At 74.3% G+C, this 18,107-nt stretch carries 16 protein-coding genes, 1 tRNA gene and 2 pseudogenes; 14 read left to right on the plus strand and 5 right to left on the minus strand.

The features are described from left to right. Positions 1 to 43: 43 nt before the first annotated feature. Positions 44 to 907, minus strand: coding sequence for a helix-turn-helix transcriptional regulator (locus ACI799_RS06510; RefSeq protein ID WP_456612667.1), 864 nt, complete (start codon positions 905 to 907; stop codon positions 44 to 46). Between the two features lie 160 nt (positions 908 to 1,067). Between ACI799_RS06510 and ACI799_RS06515 the strand changes: the two are divergent. Then, positions 1,068 to 1,235: pseudogene (locus tag ACI799_RS06515) on the plus strand (GNAT family N-acetyltransferase); the annotation flags it as partial. Between the two features lie 161 nt (positions 1,236 to 1,396). Here the strand turns inward: ACI799_RS06515 and ACI799_RS06520 are convergent. Continuing rightward, a complete protein-coding gene (locus ACI799_RS06520) occupies positions 1,397 to 3,304 on the minus strand; it encodes an ABC transporter permease (protein ID WP_456612668.1) in 1,908 nt (635 codons plus the stop codon). Between the two features lies 1 nt (position 3,305). Beyond that, on the minus strand, positions 3,306 to 4,085 hold the full coding sequence (locus ACI799_RS06525) for an ABC transporter ATP-binding protein (protein WP_456612669.1): 780 nt from the start codon (positions 4,083 to 4,085) through the stop codon (positions 3,306 to 3,308). A 432-nt stretch (positions 4,086 to 4,517) separates the two neighbouring features. On the opposite strand from ACI799_RS06525, the gene ACI799_RS06530 reads away from it, so the two are divergent. From ACI799_RS06530 to ACI799_RS06590, 13 genes are all read left to right on the plus strand, one after another. Next, positions 4,518 to 4,808 (plus strand): hypothetical protein, encoded by a 291-nt coding sequence (locus ACI799_RS06530; protein WP_456587650.1) that lies wholly within the window; start codon positions 4,518 to 4,520, stop codon positions 4,806 to 4,808. A gap of 170 nt (positions 4,809 to 4,978) precedes the next feature. After that, positions 4,979 to 5,116, plus strand: a complete 138-nt coding sequence (locus ACI799_RS06535; RefSeq protein ID WP_456612670.1) for a hypothetical protein — start codon at positions 4,979 to 4,981, stop codon at positions 5,114 to 5,116. A gap of 103 nt (positions 5,117 to 5,219) precedes the next feature. Further along, the gene (locus tag ACI799_RS06540) at positions 5,220 to 7,994 is read left to right on the plus strand and encodes an ATP-binding protein (protein WP_456612671.1); all 2,775 of its coding nucleotides are present in this window, start codon (positions 5,220 to 5,222) and stop codon (positions 7,992 to 7,994) included. A gap of 1,090 nt (positions 7,995 to 9,084) precedes the next feature. Further along, positions 9,085 to 9,222, plus strand: a complete 138-nt coding sequence (locus tag ACI799_RS06545; RefSeq protein WP_456612672.1) for a hypothetical protein — start codon at positions 9,085 to 9,087, stop codon at positions 9,220 to 9,222. Further along, positions 9,219 to 9,413 carry a hypothetical protein gene (locus ACI799_RS06550; RefSeq protein WP_456612673.1) on the plus strand — a complete coding sequence of 65 codons (195 nt, stop codon included), beginning with the start codon at positions 9,219 to 9,221 and terminating at the stop codon, positions 9,411 to 9,413. Before ACI799_RS06545 ends, ACI799_RS06550 begins: the two co-directional genes overlap by 4 nt. Beyond that, positions 9,410 to 9,613: a hypothetical protein gene (locus ACI799_RS06555; protein ID WP_456587647.1), complete on the plus strand. Its 204-nt coding sequence runs from the start codon at positions 9,410 to 9,412 to the stop codon at positions 9,611 to 9,613. The genes ACI799_RS06550 and ACI799_RS06555 overlap by 4 nt, the downstream gene beginning before the upstream one ends. 79 nt (positions 9,614 to 9,692) lie before the next feature. Next, the gene (locus ACI799_RS06560) at positions 9,693 to 10,601 is read left to right on the plus strand and encodes a helix-turn-helix domain-containing protein (RefSeq protein WP_456612674.1); all 909 of its coding nucleotides are present in this window, start codon (positions 9,693 to 9,695) and stop codon (positions 10,599 to 10,601) included. Between the two features lie 166 nt (positions 10,602 to 10,767). After that, a complete protein-coding gene (locus ACI799_RS06565; protein WP_456612675.1) occupies positions 10,768 to 11,451 on the plus strand; it encodes an amidohydrolase family protein in 684 nt (227 codons plus the stop codon). Positions 11,452 to 12,018: 567 nt separating this feature from the next. Then, positions 12,019 to 12,810: an SDR family oxidoreductase gene (locus ACI799_RS06570; RefSeq protein ID WP_456587644.1), complete on the plus strand. Its 792-nt coding sequence runs from the start codon at positions 12,019 to 12,021 to the stop codon at positions 12,808 to 12,810. A 367-nt stretch (positions 12,811 to 13,177) separates the two neighbouring features. Further along, positions 13,178 to 13,507 carry a hypothetical protein gene (locus ACI799_RS06575; RefSeq protein ID WP_456587643.1) on the plus strand — a complete coding sequence of 110 codons (330 nt, stop codon included), beginning with the start codon at positions 13,178 to 13,180 and terminating at the stop codon, positions 13,505 to 13,507. Continuing rightward, positions 13,504 to 15,216, plus strand: a complete 1,713-nt coding sequence (locus tag ACI799_RS06580; RefSeq protein ID WP_456612676.1) for an FAD-dependent oxidoreductase — start codon at positions 13,504 to 13,506, stop codon at positions 15,214 to 15,216. Before ACI799_RS06575 ends, ACI799_RS06580 begins: the two co-directional genes overlap by 4 nt. Then, on the plus strand, positions 15,213 to 16,631 hold the full coding sequence (locus ACI799_RS06585; RefSeq protein ID WP_456612677.1) for an ATP-binding protein: 1,419 nt from the start codon (positions 15,213 to 15,215) through the stop codon (positions 16,629 to 16,631). The genes ACI799_RS06580 and ACI799_RS06585 overlap by 4 nt, the downstream gene beginning before the upstream one ends. Before the next feature lie 31 nt (positions 16,632 to 16,662). Next, positions 16,663 to 16,968 (plus strand): UBP-type zinc finger domain-containing protein, encoded by a 306-nt coding sequence (locus tag ACI799_RS06590; protein ID WP_456599491.1) that lies wholly within the window; start codon positions 16,663 to 16,665, stop codon positions 16,966 to 16,968. A gap of 275 nt (positions 16,969 to 17,243) precedes the next feature. On the opposite strand, the pseudogene ACI799_RS06595 reads toward ACI799_RS06590, so the two are convergent. After that, positions 17,244 to 17,576: pseudogene (locus ACI799_RS06595) on the minus strand (transposase); the annotation flags it as partial. 292 nt (positions 17,577 to 17,868) lie between these two features. Then, positions 17,869 to 17,942: transfer RNA gene (locus tag ACI799_RS06600), tRNA-Gly, on the minus strand. Between the last annotated feature and the right edge of the window lie 165 nt (positions 17,943 to 18,107).

The following is an 18,107-nucleotide window of genomic DNA, read 5'->3' on the forward strand; positions in this document are numbered from 1 at the left end:
GTCCGCCACGGGCCGGGTCTGACCGGCCGTCTCGGTGGTGGGCTCAGCCGGGACGGTCGCCGGTGGCGCCGGCGCGCTCGGCGTGCAGGGAGCCCAGCAGCGCCAGCGCGGAAGCCGAGGGGCTGCCGGGAGCGGCCTGGTAGACCACCAGCTGCTGGCCGGGCGCCCCGTTGACCGTGAACGAGGAGTAGTGCAGGTCCAGATCGCCGACCTGGTCGTGGTGCAGGAGCTTGACCGTGCTGGTCTTGCCGCGCACGTCGTGACGCGCCCACAGCTCGCGGAAGCCGGGGCTGCGGGCGCTCAGGTCCTCCACCAGCGCGGCGATCCGGGGATCGCCCGGCCATGTCCCGGCGGCCTGGCGCAGGTGGGCCACGGCCACCTCCTCCCTGCGCGGGTCGCGGTAGAACTCCGTGGCCGCCGGGTCGAGGAAGACCATCTCCAGCAGGTTGTCGCTGCGGGTGAAGGAGCTGAACAGCGCGTCCGCCAGAGCGTTGCGGGCCAAGAGGTCCAGGGCACGGCCGAGCACGAACGCGGGGGTCTCGCTCCAGCGCTCCAGCAGCTGCACCAGCTCGGGGGCCACCAGCTCGGCGGCCACCGGCTCGGCGGCGGCGCTGCCGGAGGGGCGTTGCCGGGACACCGGGCGCGCCAGGCGGTACAGGTGCGCGCGGGCCTCGTGGTCCAGCTGGAGCGCGGTGGCGACCGCGTCGAGCACCTGGTCCGACGGTCGGCCCTCACGGCCCTGCTCGAGCCGGACGTAGTAGTCCACGCTGACGCCCGCGGCGGTGGCGACCTCCTCGCGCCGTAGGCCCGGGACCCGGCGCCGCCCGTAGGAGAACACCCCGATGTCGTCGGGGCGCACGGCGGCGCGTCGCGCCCTCAGGAACTCTCCCAGGAGGCTGCTGCTCACAGCCTGAGAAGGTAGAGCTAGACCTCCGGCGAGCGCCAGGGCTGCACCCCCGACGGTGAAGGGGAGGAACGCCAGGGCCACCCCGGGGCCTTGGCAGACCGCCCTGCACGCTCGAGACCTCGCGGGATCGTCGAGGAGCGGAGGGCACAGGCAGGTCGAGATGACCGACGACAGCAGGCAGCACCGGTACGAGGGCCGGGCCGACGGGGGGCTGGCCGTGATCGCGGAGTACATCCGGACGGCGCAGCTCGAGGTGTTCAGGCACACGGAGGTGCTGCCCGGTTACGAGGGCCAGGGCGCCGCCTCGGACCTGGTGCGCCAGGCCCTGGACGACGCGCAGCCAGGGCCTGGAAGTGCTGCCGCTGTGCCCCTTCGTGGCCGCATGGATCGGGCGCCACCGGGAGGAGTACGGCGACCTGGTCTACCGTTCGCGCACCACGCTCACCGTCGAGGTCGACGCCGCGGGGCGGTGACCGCGGCGCCGCGTGGCTACTCGCGGGCGGCCAGGAGGGAGACCGGCGCGGGACGCGTGGCCGACCAGGCGGTGAGCGCGCTCGTGATGCCGGTGACGACGAACGCACCGACGCCGACGGCGGCCACCAGTGCCCACGGCAGGGCCACGGTCACCGTCCCGGTGACCGTGGCGGTGGTGGCGGCCACCGCGGCCAGGGTCCCGGCGGCGGCCAGGACGCCGAGCAGGAGACCGATCGCGGTGACCACCCAGGACTCGGCGAGGGCCATCCGCAGCACCTGTGCCCGCCGCATCCCGGTGGCCCGCGCGACGGCGAACTCCCGACGGCGCGCGCTCCCGGCGATGACCACGGCGTTGACGACGCCGATCACGGCGTAGAGCCCGCCGAGTCCCGTGACCACGAGCAGGATGGCGGTGTTCGTCTCGCTGCCGCGCTCGGCGCTGCGCTCCAGCCAGGCCTCCAGAGCGCTGACCGTGCCGAGGGCGGCCAGGGACGCGCTCACGCGCTGCGCATCGGCGCCGTCCTCGAGGGCGATGAGGATGCGCGAGGGTGCGCTGTCCAGCACCTGCTCGGGCACCAGGCCGGCAGGCAGCAGCAGGCTCGCGCCGCCGCCCATCGCTGCGGGCACCGCGGCGACGACGGGCAGCCGCCCCAGGTCCACGTCCCCGACCCGCACCCCGACGGTGTCCCCGGGCGAGACGCCGAGCGCTCCGGGGCCCGCGGCCACGGCGCGACCCTCCAGCGCGGCCAGCGAGCCGCTGCCGCGATGCACGGCCTCGTAGCCGGCCGGGTCGACGACCAGGCCGCGAGTGATCTCGGTGAAGGCCGTCTCGCCGGTGCCCGTGGTCAGGGCCACGGGGACGTCGACCTCGGTGGAGGCGGTCGCCACCCCGTCGAGGGCTACCGCCCGAGAGCCTTCTGCCCCGGTCGTCTCCAGCACCAGGTCGGCTGCGGTGGTCCTGCGCTGCTCGGCCTGGCCGGCGACGGCGAAGGAGGTGAGCGCGCCGGACTGGCCCAGGACGAGGCCGACCAGCACGACCAGCGGCGCCGCGGTGGAGGCGCTGCGGCGCACGTCGTCGCGGAGGTTCGCCCGGACCAGCCGAGCGAGCACGCCGGACGAGCGCACCGGCAGCAGCTTCGCCGCGGCGGGAACCACGAGCGGCGCGAGCGCGGTCAGGGCGAGGGCGGCCAGGACCGACACGCACATCGCCATCGCCTGGCCCCCGGCGGGACCGCCGAGCGGGGCCAGGACGACCAGGGCCGTGGCCCCGGCGGTCAGGAGCAGGCCGCTCACCCAGCGCCCGCGTGTCATCACTTCCGCTGCCTCACCGGTGTCGCGCAGAGCCTCCAAGGGCTGCACCCGTGCGGCGCGGCGCGCGGCCACGAGCACTCCCGCGACGGCGAGGCCGACCCCTACCGCGGCCGAGACACCCAGGGCCCAGGTGCGCCACTCGCCGGTGAAGCCGTCGGGCACGAAGTCCAGCGCCGCCAGCGACCAGGACTGGAAGGCCATCACCGCCAGGCCCACCGGTACCCCGGTGACGGCGCCGACGCCGCCGAGGAGGACGGCCTCGCCGAGCAGCAGTCGCCGGACCTGGTGGCGGCCGCCGCCGACCAGGCGCAGCAGCGCGAGATCGCGGCGGCGCTGGGCGACGGCGAAGGCGAACGTCGTGCTGATGATGAAGACGGCCAGGAACGCCGACAGCGCCAGCGTCACGGCGATCACCGTCACCGCCACCACGTTCGCCGCGTCGAACCGCATCTGCTCCACCGGCGACAGCCCAGCCGGGGCGTCGAGGGTGGCGGCGGATATCAGCAGCAGCAGGGACGACTGCACGAGACCCACGCCCAGGCACACCGTCAGGGCCGCTCCCACGAAGAGCGTCCAGCGCTCGGCCAGTCCCGCCCAGCTCAACCGCAGCACGTCAGCCCTCCAGGGAGACGAGGCGGTCGGCCACGGCAGCGGCGCTGGCGCCGACGAGCCGGTCGGCGATGCGGCCGTCGCGCAGGAACACCGTGGCGTCGGCGCGGGCGGCCGCGGCCGGGTCGTGGGTGACCATGACGATGCTCTGGCCGCGGTCCACCACCTCCCGCAGCAGCTCGAGCACCGTGCGCGCAGCCCGGGAGTCCAGCGCGCCGGTCGGCTCGTCGGCGAAGAGCACTTCGGGCCGGGTGACCATCGCCCGCGCGATCGCAACCCGCTGCTGCTGGCCGCCGGACAGCTCGCGGGGGCGGTGCCCGGCGCGATCACCCAGCCCGACGGCGGCCAGGACGTCGCGGACCTGCGAGGCCGCGGGGCGGCGTCCGGCCAGCTGCAGCGGCAGCGCCACGTTCTGCTCGGCGGTGAGGGAGGCGACAAGGTTGAAGCTCTGGAAGACGAACCCGATGCGGTCGCGGCGCAGGTCGGTGAGCGCGTCGTCGTCCGCGGTGGTGATGTCGGTGTCGCCCAGGAGCACCTGGCCGGAATCCACCCGCTCCAGGCCCGCCGCGCAATGCAGCAGGGTCGACTTGCCCGAACCCGAGGGGCCCATGACCGCCGTCCAGCTGCCGCGGGGGAACGCGACGCTGACGTCGTAGACGGCGCGCACCGCGGCGGCTCCGCTGCCGTAGGTCCGGCTGACGCCGCGCAACTCCACGGCGGAAGTGCCCGGGCGCGGCTCCAGCAGTTGGGCCGCTCCGGGCCGACCGGTCGTGCCGGTACTCATAGGGCCTCCTGTCGCGGGCAGCTGCCGGCCGGGGTGGGTACCGAGGCCGGCGCAGTACTGCCATCGACCGGCAGCGTCGCGTGGGTGCCGCGGCCGAGCCAGGTCCCGGGACTCCCACCCTGGGCGCTCCCGAGCGGCCGCCGGGTGGAATGGCAGGGCCTCCCGCCGGAAGGGCAGCCGGGAGGGGGCGGTCGTCCCTCATGACCTCCGTCGAGGAAGGCGCCGCCATGACGCCCCAGCAGGCACTCCAGCCACCGCACCCACCCGGCGGCCCCCGGAGGCGCGCATCCGCCGGGCGCTGCCAGCGGTGCCGGGCGTGCTGACCGCCGTGGGGGCCGTCGGAGCCCGTGTGCACGAGTCCACCCGTGGTACCAGCCACGGATCCTCCCGTCAGGGGACGAGAGACCGTGCTCGCATGGCTAGCGTGCAGGCATGCGTGATATCGAGAACATCGATGGTCCTCTCGTGTGCCCTTCCTGCGGCACTCAGCTGCCGAGAACCCACACGGATCAGGACACTTCCCCGGTCGCGCCGTCCGTGCGGGTCTGGATGACCGAGCAGAGCTGGGACGAACCACGCTTGACGCGCGACGTCTACGCCCAATACCTGGTCGAGTACGCCGGCGAAGCGGTCGATCGTGCGCGGTTCGTGCGCGACCTCAGGCGGTTCGGGGTGCAGGAGGAGACCGACGCCGGCGGTCGCCGGGTCCTCACCTGCCCCTGAGCGGACGTCCGGCACCGGCACGCGCTGACGAGCACCGTTGACCTCGTGTCGGCGGCGGTGCCGGTCCCCGTGCCGGGGTGGCGAGGGTGAGCCCGTATGCAGTCGGCCGGACGGTAGGAGCGGTAGGGCCCCCCACGCCGGCGTGAGACCCCGGAGGCTGCGGGGCACGCGTGTACTCCGACGGGCCGGAGCAGGCCGACACCCCGGAGGCGTGGGAGGCGCTCGCGCGGCTGGTCGTCGCGGGGACGTCGCCGTCCTCGTCCTCGCAGATCTACTCCCCTGGAGCAAGTACGGGCCGCGTACCGTGACCTCGCGACGCGACACGTGCGGAGAACGTGTGCTCAGCGTCATGTCCGGTGCCCGGCGGGCCGAGCCGGAGGGGGCGCGGACCGGCTGATCGGAGGCGGGAGCGTGGCGCTGTACGGGCGGGAGCAGGAACTGGCAGTCGTGCATCACCTGCTGCGTTCGGCCGGTGAGGGCCGCGGCGGCGCGCTCGTCGTGAGCGGGGCAGCCGGGATCGGCAAGTCGGCGCTCGTCGCAGAGGCCGTCGGGGCAGCCGGCGGGGTGCGGGTACTTCGCGCCACCGGCACCCAGTTCGAGGCCGACCTGCCCTTCGCCGGCCTCCACGAGCTGTGCTCGCCGCTGCTGGAGCACCTCGGTGAGCTGCCCACCCTGCAGGCCGACGCGCTGCGCAGCGCCCTCGGGCTGGCCGGGCAGCCGACCGCGCCGGAGGCCGCGCTGCTGATCGGCGCCGGTCTGCTGGCGCTGCTGGGTGCGGCAGCACGGCGGCAGCCGGTGGTGTGCGTGGTCGACGACCTGCAGTGGCTGGACCCGGCCAGCACCAAGGCCCTGGCCTTCACCGCGCGGCGCCTCGACGGATTGGCCGTGGCGCTGCTGCTGGTGGTGCGCGACGGCGCCGGCGGCCCCGGGACCCCGAGCGCCCTCGACCGTCTTCCGTCGCTGGACCTGGCTGGCCTACCCGAGCGGGAGGCTCGTGCGCTGCTGGCCGCGGAGATGCGAGCCCCGCTCGACCCGCGGGTGCGCGACCGGGTGATCGCCGAGGCGCGCGGCAACCCGCTGGCCCTGGTGGAGCTGCCCCGGACCTTCGGCCCGGCCGAACTGGCCGGTGGCTACGCGCTGCCGGGCGACGAGTCGGTGTCCAGCGTGCTGGAGGACAGCTTCCAGCACCGCTTGGCCCTGCTGCCCGCGCCGTCACGAACGTTCACCACCCTGGCCGCCGCCGAGCCGACCGGGGACCCGGCGTTGCTGTGGCGGGCTGCGGAGATTTGCGGGTTGGGGCCAGAGGCCGGCCTGCCGGTGGAGGCCACCGGGCTGCTGTCCCTGGGGACGCGCGTGCGCTTCCGCCACCCGCTGGTCCGCTCGGCGGTGTACCACGCCGCCGGCCTGGGTCAGCGGCGTGCGGCCCACCGGGCGCTGGCGCAGGCCACCGACGCGGTCACCGACCCCGACCGGCGGGCTTGGCACCTGGCGCTGGCCGCCGACGGACCGGACGAGGCCGTCGCCGCGGAGCTGGAGCGCTCCGCGGACCGTGCCCAGGCCCGGGGCGGTCTGGCCGCAACGGGTGCCTTCCTCGAACGCGCCGCCGTCCTGACACCCGATCCGGCCCGCCGGTCCGACCGGCTCCTGGCAGCCGCCGACGCCAAGAGAGCGGCCGGGGCGCCGGAGGCCGCGCTGGGGCTGCTCGCGGTCGCGGAGGGCGGGGCGCTGGACGGGCGGCAGCGGGCGCTCGTGGAGGTGCTCCGGGCCCGCGCCGCCTTCGACCAGCGCCGCGATTCCGGCGCGGTGCGGATGTTGCTCGAGGCGGGACGTTCGGCAACCGCGGTGGGACCCGTCGCAGCGAAGGAGGTGCTCTTCGAGGCGTTTGCCGCCGCCGTCTTCGCCGGCCGGTTCGCCGACCCGGACCTGATGCGGGGGCTCGCGGCGGCGGAGCGGGCGCTGCCTGCCTCCCCGGGCCCACGGCGTCCCGGAGAGGACTTGTTCGCGGGTCTGCTCACGCAGGTCACCCGGGGCCGCGCCGCCGCTGCGCCGCTGTTGCGCAGCGGGGTCGACGCCTGTCGCACGGCCGCGGACGAGCTCTTCCACTCGGGGTGCCTGTGGATGGCGTGCAGCGCGGCACAGGAGCTGTGGGACGAGGAGTCCTTCCGGGCCATCGCCGAGCAGCAACTGCAACGGGTCCGGCGCTCGGGGGCGGTGGCGTCCCTGCCGGTGGCGCTGAACTACCGCGCGCTCGTCCACGTCCACGAGGGGGATCTCCGCGGGGCGCAGGTCCTCGTCGACGAGGCGATGCGAGTCGCCGCGGAGCTGGAGGCGCCGCCGCTGCAGTCCGTGGCCGTCACGATCGCCGCATGGCGGGGCGACGAACTCCGCACGGCCGAGCTCGTGCGCACCGGCACCGCCGACGCCCTCGCGCGGCAGGAGGGCCGCATGCTGACCGCGATGGAGTACGCCCCCGCGGTGCTGCTCAACGCGCAGGGGCGCTACGCCGAGGCCCGCGAGGCCTGTCGGCGGGCCGTCGAGCTCGATGAGCAGAGCTTCGGGGTCTGGATCGGACCCGAGTTCATCGAGGCGGCGGTCCGCTCGGGCCGGCCCGAGGAGGCCGTACCCGTGCATGAACGGCTGCGCGCTGCCGCGGACGCCGCCGGGAGCGACTGGGGTCTGGGGATGGCCGCCCGCAACGCGGCCCTGCTCAGCGGCGGCCCACCGGCCGAGGAGCACTACCTCGAGGCGCTGGAGCGCCTCCGGCGTACGGGGACCGCGTCGCAACGGGCGCGGACGCACCTGCTGTACGGGGAGTGGCTACGCCGCGAGGGCCGCGCGCGCGAGGCGCGCGGGCAGCTGCAGGTGGCCCTGGACGGGTTCTCGTTCATGGGCGCCACCGCCTTCGCCGCGCGCGCGACACGGGAGCTGGCCGCGGCGGGAGGGCGGGCCCGGGTCCGCGCCGCTGCGGGACCGGCGGGCCTGACACCGCAGGAGCTGCACGTGGCGCGGCTCGTGGCGGGCGGCGCGACCAGCAAGGAGGTCGCCGCGGAGTTGTTCCTCAGCCCACGCACGGTCGACGCCCACCTGCGCGGCATCTTCGCCAAGCTCGGGATCGTCTCCCGCCGGCAGCTGCGTGGTCTGCCCGGGCTGCTGGACGCGCACGGCAGCGTGGAGGAGCTCGTCTGACCCCGCCCAGCTGTCGGCGCCGGTCACCCTGTTCGGTCCCCGACGGCGCACGTCCCGTGTGGAGGGGAGGCAGGGCTACCCGATGACGCTGCGCGGACGGGCGGCGGAGCTGAGGGTGGTCGGGGACCTGCTGCAGGCGGCGGGGACTGGTCGCGGTGGCGTCCTCGTCGTGCGGGGCCTGCCGGGATCGGCAAGGCGGTGCTCGTCGCCGAGGCCACCACGGCCGCGGAGCCCGGGCTGAGGGTCCTCGAGGCCAACGGCATGGAGTTCGAGTTGGAGCTGCTGTCCGCCGGGCTGCACCAGCTCTGCCGACCGCTGCTGCAGCACCTTGAGCATCTGCCGGCGCCCCAGGCCGCCGCCCCCAGGTGCGCCCTGGGGCTCGACGCGGGGCCGGCCGCACCCGGTACGGGTCTGCGCGCGGGCGCGGGCCCCGACGAGGTGGTAGCCGACGAGCTCGAGCGGTCGGCGGGGCCGGGCCCACCCGGTCAGCCGCACCCGGTGCCTGCTGGAGGCGACGGCCGCCGAGCGCGCCGCGGGAGCACCGGCGACGGCGCTGCAGTTGCTGTCACCGACGGAGGACGCCGTCCTGGACCCTGAGCAGGGCGCGTTGGCGGTGGCGTTGCACGCCCGCACGGGGGCCCTGGACCAGCGCCGGGACGCCGGAGCAGTCGGCCTCCCGCGGGACGCCGCGCACGTCGTCGCCGGGACGGACCCGAAGGCCGCCCGCGAGGCCCTGCTTGAGGCGTTCGGCGTGGCCACGTACGCCGGGTGCTTCGCCGGTCCGGACGTCGTCGCCGGGATCGCGGCCGCGCTCGGTCCCTCCCGTCGCGGAGAGACTGCGCCTGGCCGCGGACCTCCTGCTCGACGGGCTTTTCGTCCTGGCCACCCGCAGGCGCGCGGAGTCCGCCGACCTCCTGGGCCAGGGGGATCGACATGTACGTCGACCGCGACGGTCCCTGAGCACCGTGGGCGGCACATGTAGGTGATGACCACCGAGGCGAAGCGGCCGCCCTGCTTGGGAGCGTTCTCACAGCAGGGGGCGGCGCTCCGGTGGCCCCCGCCGACAGGCCCGAAAGCCCCGAGGAGACCAGTGACCGACGTGAAACTCGCAGCCATCTACTACTCGGCGACGGGAACCATCCACGCGATGGCCCGGCGGGTCGCTGAGGCGGGCGAGAAGGCCGGTGCGGAGGCCCCTGGGCCGTTCCCGTTGTGGTGCAGGTCGTGAGAGAACTGGGTGCCGAGGCAGTCGTCTACGCCGGTTCCGCCGCAGCGGACAGCTTGGTGGCGTCCGGTGACGTGGTGGCCCGGGGCGCACCGGCCCGGGCCCCAGAGAAGAGCGAGCGCATCGTCCTGTGCATCCGCGACGGTGAGCAGTGCCTGTTCTCGGTCGGCAGCGGCGAGCGGATCGACCCGTGAATCGCCCGCACCTGCCGGGCCGACGCCCCACCGACCACGTCACCGCGCGGGCCCGGGAGAGCGCCTGCTGGGCGGAGTTCACGCTCCTGGCGGACCGTGGGCCGGAGCAGATCGCGACGGAGATGGCCCGTGCCACCGAGCACGGCGACCCCGCGCCGGGTGGCAGCGGCCCCGGCGGGGCCGGCGAACGGCTCCGGTGAGGTCCCCGTGCTGAGAGGTGGAGCAGGAGGGCTGCGGACAGGGCCGCCGTCGCGGTCCCGTGCAGGCACCGCCACCGACGTGCTGCCGGGTGCGGTCACACCGCCACCGCTGGGCGACTTCCTGCGGGCGATGCGCAGCCGGCTGCGCCCGCAGGAAGTGGGCCTGCCGGCCTCGCTGGGCCACCGCCGGGTCCCGGGGTTGCGCCGGCAGGAGGTGGCGGAGCTTGCCGGTGTGAGCCTGGACTACTACACCCGCATCGAGCAGGGGCGGGTCGGGGAGGTCTCCGGGGCCGTCCTCAACGCCCTGGCGAAGGCGTTGCGGCTAAGCGCGGACGAAACCGCGTTGCTGCACCGCCTGGGGGCCCCGTCCCGTTCGGTGCCGAGGCCGCGTTCGGAGGGACGGCTGCGGCCCGGGACCACGGGGATGCTGGCGTGGCTTACCGTCCCGGCGGCCGTGGTGAACCACCGGATGGACGTCCTGGCGGACAACCTGCCGTTCCGGCTCCTCCTGGCGCGGCCGGGTGGGCGCCCGGAGGCGGTGGGGAACCTCGTGCGGTGGCACTTCTTGGACCCCTGGGCACGCGACCTGCTGCCGGGGTGGCGGGACAGCGCCGCCGCGGCGGTCGCGGGCCTGCGGCTGAACCGGGCCCGAAACCCGGACGACCCGCTGCTCGACGCGCTGATCACCGAGCTGTCGGGCCGCAGCGCCGAGTTCTCGCGGATGTGGGCGGTACCGGAGGTGACCGGCACCTTCCACGGGCGGTGGACCGTCGAGCACCCGTGGGCCGGGACCTGCCTGCTGGACTACCAGGCGCTGCCGCTCCCCGGTGAGGGTGTGTTCCTGGCCCTGCACACCCCCGTGCCTGGAACAGGCTCGGAGGCCGTGCTGGACCGGCTGCTGCGCGCCTGGAACGGGCCGCCGGCGGGCTTGTCCCGGGAACGGGGACGGGGACGTCCGGGGCTCCCGTGTGCCGGCTGCGGGAGGTGAGGTGCGGGTGGAGGCCGGGCGGGACGTGCCGGGTCCTCCTGCGGCACGGGCGAGCACGCGCCGGTCGCCGTGGGCCTGGGCGTGGTGGTGTACCGGCGCCACGGCCCGGCCGGTCGGCCCCGCTCGCCTCGACGTGGCGGCGGGGCATTCGTCGTCGTCGCCCGCGGTGTTCGGCGCATCCGGCTCCGAGGCGGTCCTGGGGTGGGAGCGCGCCGGTCTGCTGTCCCCTGACGTCACGCTCATCCACTGCACCGGACTGACCGGCGCGGCGTGGGAGGCGATCGGACGCACGGGGACCACGGTTGCGCTGGCCCCCACGTCGGATGCGCAGATCGGCCTGGAGACGGCGGTCCCGGCCGTCGACGAGGCCCTCGAAGCGGGTGTCCGCCCCGGGCTGAGCATCGACGTGGAGGTGCCGCTGTCCAGCGACATGTTCACGCAGATGCGCGCGTTGCTCGCGATCCAGCGGATGCGTGCGGTGAGTTCCGCCTACGGCACGGACCGGGCCCCCGGCGCATCGGCGTGCACGACGTGCTGGACATGGCGACCCCTGCAGGGTGCGCGGACCAATGGCCTGGGGGACGTCACGGGGTCGCTGACGCCCGGCAAGCAGGCGGACCTGCTCGTCGTCGACGCCGAGGACCTCAACACCATGCCCCTCAACGACCGCGTCGGGACCCTGGTGCTCGGTGCGGACGCCCGGAACATCACGCCGGTGTTCGTCGCCGGGCAGGTGCGCAAGTGGGGTGGCCGGGTCCTGGACGTCGACCTCGACGCGCTGAGGGAGGAAGTGCGGGCCTCGCGGGATGCGGTGCTGCACCGGGCACGCCGGTCGGGCGTCGCGGTCTGACGACTCGTCCCACGACGTCCACGGACGGCGTGGGACGACGTGTCGACGGTAGTGGCTCTCCGCGGTCGTAGCTGAACCTGCAGTGGGTCAACCCCGACGCGCTGGCCGGATGGCCAGGTCACCGATCTCCACGTCCTCGGGTTGATCGGTGGCGAGCGCGACCGAAGCGTCCAGTCAGCGGCGCCCGTCACGTCCAGGGCGGGGAAACCTCCTCGCGGACCAGGCCCTCCAGGCCCTCCTGCACCGCCCGCAGCGGTGTCGCGGCTCTAGTCGGCCGTGCCGCCGCGGCCGGTCCGGGGGCGAGGCCGGTCACCCCCAGCGCGGCCGCCGCGGCGAGCGCGCACCCCGGCCGGGAGGCGGGGTACCCGGGGAACCGCAACCCGGGCTGTGGTCGGTGTCGTCGCGGTGCTGCGGAACTCCGACTCGCGCCGCCGAGGGCGGTGCGCGGGCCGCCGTGCGCGAGCGGGACGCTGCGCGGGTGCGCCAGGACCCCACCACGGTCGCCACCGTGGTGGGTGGGTGCGAGAGGGCCATGTTCTTCCCGCGTCTGCGAGGCACCGTGGGACCATGACCGAGCTGACGCAGACCACGCTGATCTCCGGTAGCCCGCTCGCGGGCCGTGTCGCCGTCGTGACCGGCGCCTCCAGCGGAATCGGTGCCGCCACCGCGGCGCGCCTGGCGGCCCTCGGTGCGCGGGTCGCGCTCCTCGCCCGCCGCGCCGAGCGCCTCGAGGACCTGGCCGGCAGCATCCGCGCGGGCGGCGGGACCGCCCTGCCGCTGCCCGTGGACGTCACCGACCGGGAAGCCCTCCTCGCTACGACCCAACGCATCCACGACGAGTTCGGCCGGGTGGACCTGGTGTTCGCCAACGCCGGGCGACAGCGCATCTCCTCCATCACGGACCTGCGCGTGGAGGACTGGGACGACCAGATCGACCTGAACGTCAAGGGCCTGATGAACACCATCGCCGCATTCGTGCGCGACCTGGAGCAGGCCGCCGTGGACGGCCGTCCCGCCGACCTCATCACGACGTCCTCCATCGCAGCCGTCCGCGTCCTGGAGCGGTTCCAGGTGTACTCCGGCACCAAGGCCTACGTGACCCAGCTCAGCCGCCTGCTGCGCACCGAGCTGGGCCGCAAGAAGGTGCGCGTCTCCACCGTCGAGCCCGGCATGGTCGACACAGAACTGCCCGACCACGTCACCGACCCCGAGGCCAGCGACCTCATGGCCGGCCTCCTGAAGAACATCGACGTGCTCTCCGCGCAGGACGTGGCCGAGACCGTGGCGTTCATCGCCGCCGCACCCCGGCACGTCAACCTCACCGAGATCACCATCCTGCCCACCGAGCAGGTCATCTGAGGATGACACGGGATGCCCACCGTTGCCGACACCTGCGCCGCTGCCTGACCTCCGCCGATGGCCAGGGACGACGAACTGGCGAACCTCCTGCGGGCCAGGCGGGCCGCTGCCTCGGCAGCGGCCCGGGGCATCTCTTCCTAGGGGACGCGCCGGGTTCCCGGGCTGTGCCGTGACGAGGTCGCCGGCCTCACCGGGGTCAGCACCGACTACTGCACACGGCTGGAACAGGGCCGCGAGCGGCCCCCTTCGCCGCAGCTCCTCGATGCGTTCGCACGCGCCTGGACCTCAACTTCGAGCAACGCCGGTACGCCTAGGGTGGGATTGTGGGGGCCTCCCTCCCGCACACCGGTCCGGGCAAGCTCGCCGCATGACCGCCCTCGACAGCCTCCGGCTCCTGCTCGACGCAGCGAACGCCGAGGACACCGAGGGGTTCCTGGGTTCCTTCGCCGCCGACGCCGTCGTGGACGACGACGGCCGCCTCTTCCAGGGGCTGCTGCAGATCGCGGAGTGGAACCTGCGCACCGTCATCGGTGTGCGCGCCCGCTTCCACGTGCTGGGGATCACCGAGGTGCCCGGTGGCGCGGCAGCCGACGTGGAGATCGGTGGTGGAGGCCGCAACGGCCGCGGCCGCCTGACGGCGCAACTGCAGGGCGGGGAGATCCAGGTCCTCACCCTGCGCCCGCAGGTGGGCGGATGACCGCCCTGCCCGTGCCCCCGCCCACCGGTGCGGCACCGGACGCGCGCCCGGTGCTCGTCAGCGTGGACGACGACCCGGCGGTGGGCCGCGCCATCACCCGGGACCTGCGTCGGCGCTACTCCGGGACCTACCGCGTCCTGCGCACCGGCTCGGGCGCGGAGGCCCTCGATGTGCTCGAGAAGCTCACGCTGCGCGGGGACCGGGTTGCGCTCCTGCTCGCCGACCACCGCATGCCGGGCATGACGGGGGTGGACTTCCTGGAGAGATCCCTCGACCTGGCCCCCGACGCCAAGCGGGTCCTGCTGACGGCATACGCGGAGACCGACGCCGCGATCCGGGCGATCAACGACGTGGACCTCGACCGCTACCTCCTCAAGCCCTGGGACCCCCCGGAGGAACGGCTGTACCCGCCGCTGGACGAATTGCTCGCGCAGTGGACCGCCGAGGTCCGTCCGGGTGTCCCCGTCGCGGTCACCGTGGTGGGCCACCGGTGGTCGGCCCCGACGCAGCAGCTCCGCGAGTTCCTGACGCGCAATGGAGTCCCGTACCGGTACCACGACGTGCACGGCGCGGAGGCCGGGAGGCTCCTGCGCATCGCCTGCATCGACCCACGTGCAGAGCAGCTCCCGGTGGCGTTACTGCCGGACGGCGAGGTGGTCCCGGCGTGCCGGCCCGCCGACCTGGCGCGCCGGGTCGGGCTCTCGACGACGGCGGGCCTGCCCTTCTACGACGTCGTCGTCGTCGGTGGTGGCCCCGCCGGGCTCGGCGCAGCGGTGTACGCGGCCAGCGAGGGACTGCGGACCCTCCTGGTGGAGCGGTCCGCCACTGGCGGGCAGGCGGGGCAGAGCAGCCGGATCGAGAACTACCTCGGGTTCCCGCAAGGCGTCTCCGGTGCGGACCTCGCCGAACGTGCCCGTCACCAGGCGCTGAGGTTCGGGGTGGAGATCCTGACGACGGTGGAGTGCACCGGTGTCGAGGCCCACGGCGAGGGCCGTACCGTGCAGTTCGCCGACGGTTCCACCGTTGCCTGCCACGCCGTGGTGCTGGCCACCGGGGTGTCCTACACGTCGTTGCCGGCGCCCGGGATGGAGACGTTCCTCGGCAGGGGCGTCCACCAGGGCGCCGCCGCACACCAGGCGGCGGACTGTGCCGGGGAGACGGTGTACGTGGTGGGCGGGGCGAACTCCGCCGGGCAGGCGGCGCTGCACTTCGCCCGGCACGCCGGGCGCGTGGTGCTCCTCGTCCGTGGCAGCTCACTGCGCAGGAGCATGAGCGAGTACCTCGTGCAGCGGATCGAGGTGTCGGAGCGCATCGAGGTGCGCACCGGTACGGAGATCACCCGAGCCGAGGGCGGCGAGCACCTGGAGCGGCTGCACCTGCGCTGCAACGCGACCGGTGTGGTGGAGGCCGTCCCCGCCTCGTGGCTGTTCGTGTACATCGGCGCCGCTCCCCGCACGGAGTGGCTGGGGGAGGCCTTCGCGCGCGACCCGAAGGGGTTCCTCCTGACGGGTCCGGAGCTGCTGGGCGCACAGGGACGTCCGCCGGCGGGCTGGACGCCGGACCGGCAGCCGTACCTGCTGGAGTCGAGCGTGCCGGGGGTTTTCGTCGCCGGCGACGCACGGGCGGCGTCCGTGAAACGGGTGGCCTCCGCCGTCGGCGAGGGCGCCCTCGCCGTGAACCTCGTCCACCGGTACCTGGGGGACCTGTGAGCGGCCACTCCACCGTCGCGGTGGAGGAGCTGCGGACGCTGTTCCTGTTCGAGGAACTCGCCGAGGACCAGCTGCGCTGGCTGGCCCGGCGCGGTGACCGCCGGACGTACCCGACCGGCGCGCTGGTCTTCTGCGAGGGCGACCCCGCCGACCACCTGCACGTGCTCCTCGACGGCGGGGTGCGCCTGTCGCAGCGAGCCGCGGGCCAGGAGGTGACGATCAGCGCGACCACCCAGCGCGGCGCCTACGGCGGGGCCATGCGCGCGTTCGTCCCCGGGGCCGAGCGGACGTACGTGCAGACCATGCGCACCACGGTGGCGAGCAGCTTCTTCCGGTTGCCCGCAGCGGACTTCGCCGCGTTCGTGCGCGCGCACATGCCCATGGCGGTGCACCTGCTGGACGGCCTGTTCGCCGGTGTGCGCGCCAGCGAGGCGACCGTACGGCGCCGCGAGCACCTGGCGAGCCTCGGCGCCCTGTCCGCGGGACTAGCACACGAGTTGAACAACCCCGCCACCGCCGCCGTGCGCGCCGCGGACCAGTTGCGTCGGCACGTCGACGCGCTGCGCCGCCACCCCCTCCTGCTGGTTAGGGCCGGAGCCGACACTACGAGCCTCCAGCGGCTGCACGAGCTGCACGAGGCGGTCCGGGCCACCGGGGGGAGGGCCAGCACGGGCGCCCTCGGGCGGGCCGACGAGGAGGACGCGGCGCGCGATCTCCTCGCTGCCGCCGGGGCCACGGAGCCCGACGAGGCCGCCGGCGTACTCGTCGCGGCCGGGCTGGACGCTCGGCGCGTCCACGGCATCGTCGAGGAGCTCGATGGCGGTCCCGGCGCGCGCGCACTGGACTGGCTGGTGGACGCGCTGGCGGCGGAGTCGCTGCTGGACGACATCGCCTCGTCCACGGGGGCGATCTCGGCGCTCGTCGCGTCGGTGAAGCGGTACGCCCACCCCGGCGGTCCGACGGCCCACGAGGTCGACGTGCACGAGGGTCTGGAGAACACCGTCACGATGCTGGGTCACAAGCTCGCCGGCATCTCCGTGCGGCGCGACTACGACGCCGAGCTGCCGAGGGTGACCGCGTACGGGGCCGAGCTGAACCAGGTGTGGACGAACCTCCTCGACAACGCCGCCGACGCCCTCGCTGGCAGCGGCTCCGTGCTGCTGCGCACCCGCGCTGCGGATGGCGAGGTGCAGGTGCAGGTGACCGACGACGGACCGGGGATCCCGGAGGACGTCGTCCCTCGGCTGTTCGACGCCTTCTACACCACCAAGCCGCCCGGGGCCGGCAGCGGGCTCGGGCTCGACAGCGCACGGCGGATCGTCGAGGACCACCATGACGGAACGCTGCTCGTCAGCAGCGGACCACAGGGCACGACGTTCACCGTCACCCTGCCGGTCGACCGGCGGCTGCCATGACGCGCAGGACCGACGAGAGCGGGGAGGACGGATGAGCGGGACCGGCGGTGGGTGCCCTCACCTGGACGACATCGACCTGGGGGTGACCCCCAGCGCGCCGGGCTGCGAGGACTGCCTGCGCTCCGGTGGGCGGTGGGTGCACCTGCGGATGTGCGCCAGTTGTGGGCACATCGGATGCTGCGATTCCTCCCCGAACCGGCACGCGACCGCGCACGCCGACGGTACCGGCCACCCCCTCGTGCGGTCGTTCGAACCGGGCGAGGAGTGGTTCTGGTGCTATCCGGACCGGATCGCCTTCGAGCTGCGCGGGGCACCCCCGGCGCCCTCACACCCGTAGGGACCGCACACCCGGAAGGCAACCCGCACAGGACGGAGCCGACCGGGCATTACCGTGACCGACAACGCCGAGATGCACCGTACGAGGGCTGTGACCGGCGCGACGACCGAACTCCGCTTTCCGCCGACGCTGATCGCACGCGAATGGGCGAACCGATCGTTCGATCCACTTCAACGCCTAGCGGGGTCGGCGTCCTGCGGCAAGCCCCGGGAAAGCCCAGGCGGTCAAGCCCGGTGGCGTGGTGTGTGACGGCGACCGCGTCATCTTCATGTTGGTCAGGCGCTGAGCGCCGGCATGGTCATCTCCTCGGTGCTGTCGTCTCTGTCAGGGACGGGGCGCACTCGGCATCGGGCGAGGACGTCGAGGCCGAGGTAGCGGCGGCCTTCGGCCCATTCGTCGTGCTGCTCGGCGAGGACGGCGCCGGCCAGGCGGATCACCGAGTCGCGGTCGGGGAAGATGCCGACCACGTCGGTGCGCCGGCGGATCTCCCGGTTGAGCCGCTCGGAGAGGTTGTTGCTCCAGATCTGCCGCCAGACCTCCATGGGGAAGGCGGTGAAGGCGAGCACGTCGGCTCGGGCGGCCTCGAGGTGCTCGGCGACCTTGGGCAGCGTATGCGCCGTCAAAGATCGCCGAGGTCTCCGTCGCCGCTGCCGGAGACGCTGCCGTCGCCCACATCGTTGAGATGCTCGCATCGGTCCGACCGGCTGATGGTTCAGCCGCGGCAGGTGCGTCCTAGTCGTCGTCCTCGCTACTGGCGCTATGCCTCGGCGCCTAAGGCGTGCCTCAGGCAGCGGCCAAGAGCGGACGGCAGCGGTCGACAAGGGTCGGATCACTGAGCCGCAAAAGTGGCGCCGATGCCGAGTTGAGCTGGACAGACGGGTATACGAGCTGGTCAGTACGTGGAGCGGGTGACCGGGATCGAACCGGCATGGCCAGCTTGGAAGGCTGGGGCTCTACCATTGAGCTACACCCGCGGAGGTGCCAGGACAGCGTAGCTCCCCCGGAGACCCGCCTGGTGACCGCACCCGCCGCCACCGCGGCGTCCGGCACCGCCCTGTTGCTGAGACTTCCCGATGGGTTCAGCAGACCTCTCCCCGCAGGCCGCCGAATAGGTGCTCGGCTTCCAGCACGCTGCCGGG

The sequence above is a fragment of the Blastococcus sp. SYSU DS0753 genome (assembly GCF_054051175.1).

What these genes read in the sequence shown, in the direction of transcription:
- ACI799_RS06525 (WP_456612669.1), bottom strand. Translation starts at nt 4,085, where the DNA reads ATGAGTACCGGCACGACCGGTCGGCCCGGAGCGGCCCAACTGCTGGAG.
- ACI799_RS06530 (WP_456587650.1), top strand. Translation starts at nt 4,518, where the DNA reads ATGCGTGATATCGAGAACATCGATGGTCCTCTCGTGTGCCCTTCCTGC.
- ACI799_RS06570 (WP_456587644.1), top strand. Translation starts at nt 12,019, where the DNA reads ATGACCGAGCTGACGCAGACCACGCTGATCTCCGGTAGCCCGCTCGCG.
- ACI799_RS06575 (WP_456587643.1), top strand. Translation starts at nt 13,178, where the DNA reads ATGACCGCCCTCGACAGCCTCCGGCTCCTGCTCGACGCAGCGAACGCC.
- ACI799_RS06580 (WP_456612676.1), top strand. Translation starts at nt 13,504, where the DNA reads ATGACCGCCCTGCCCGTGCCCCCGCCCACCGGTGCGGCACCGGACGCG.
- ACI799_RS06590 (WP_456599491.1), top strand. Translation starts at nt 16,663, where the DNA reads ATGAGCGGGACCGGCGGTGGGTGCCCTCACCTGGACGACATCGACCTG.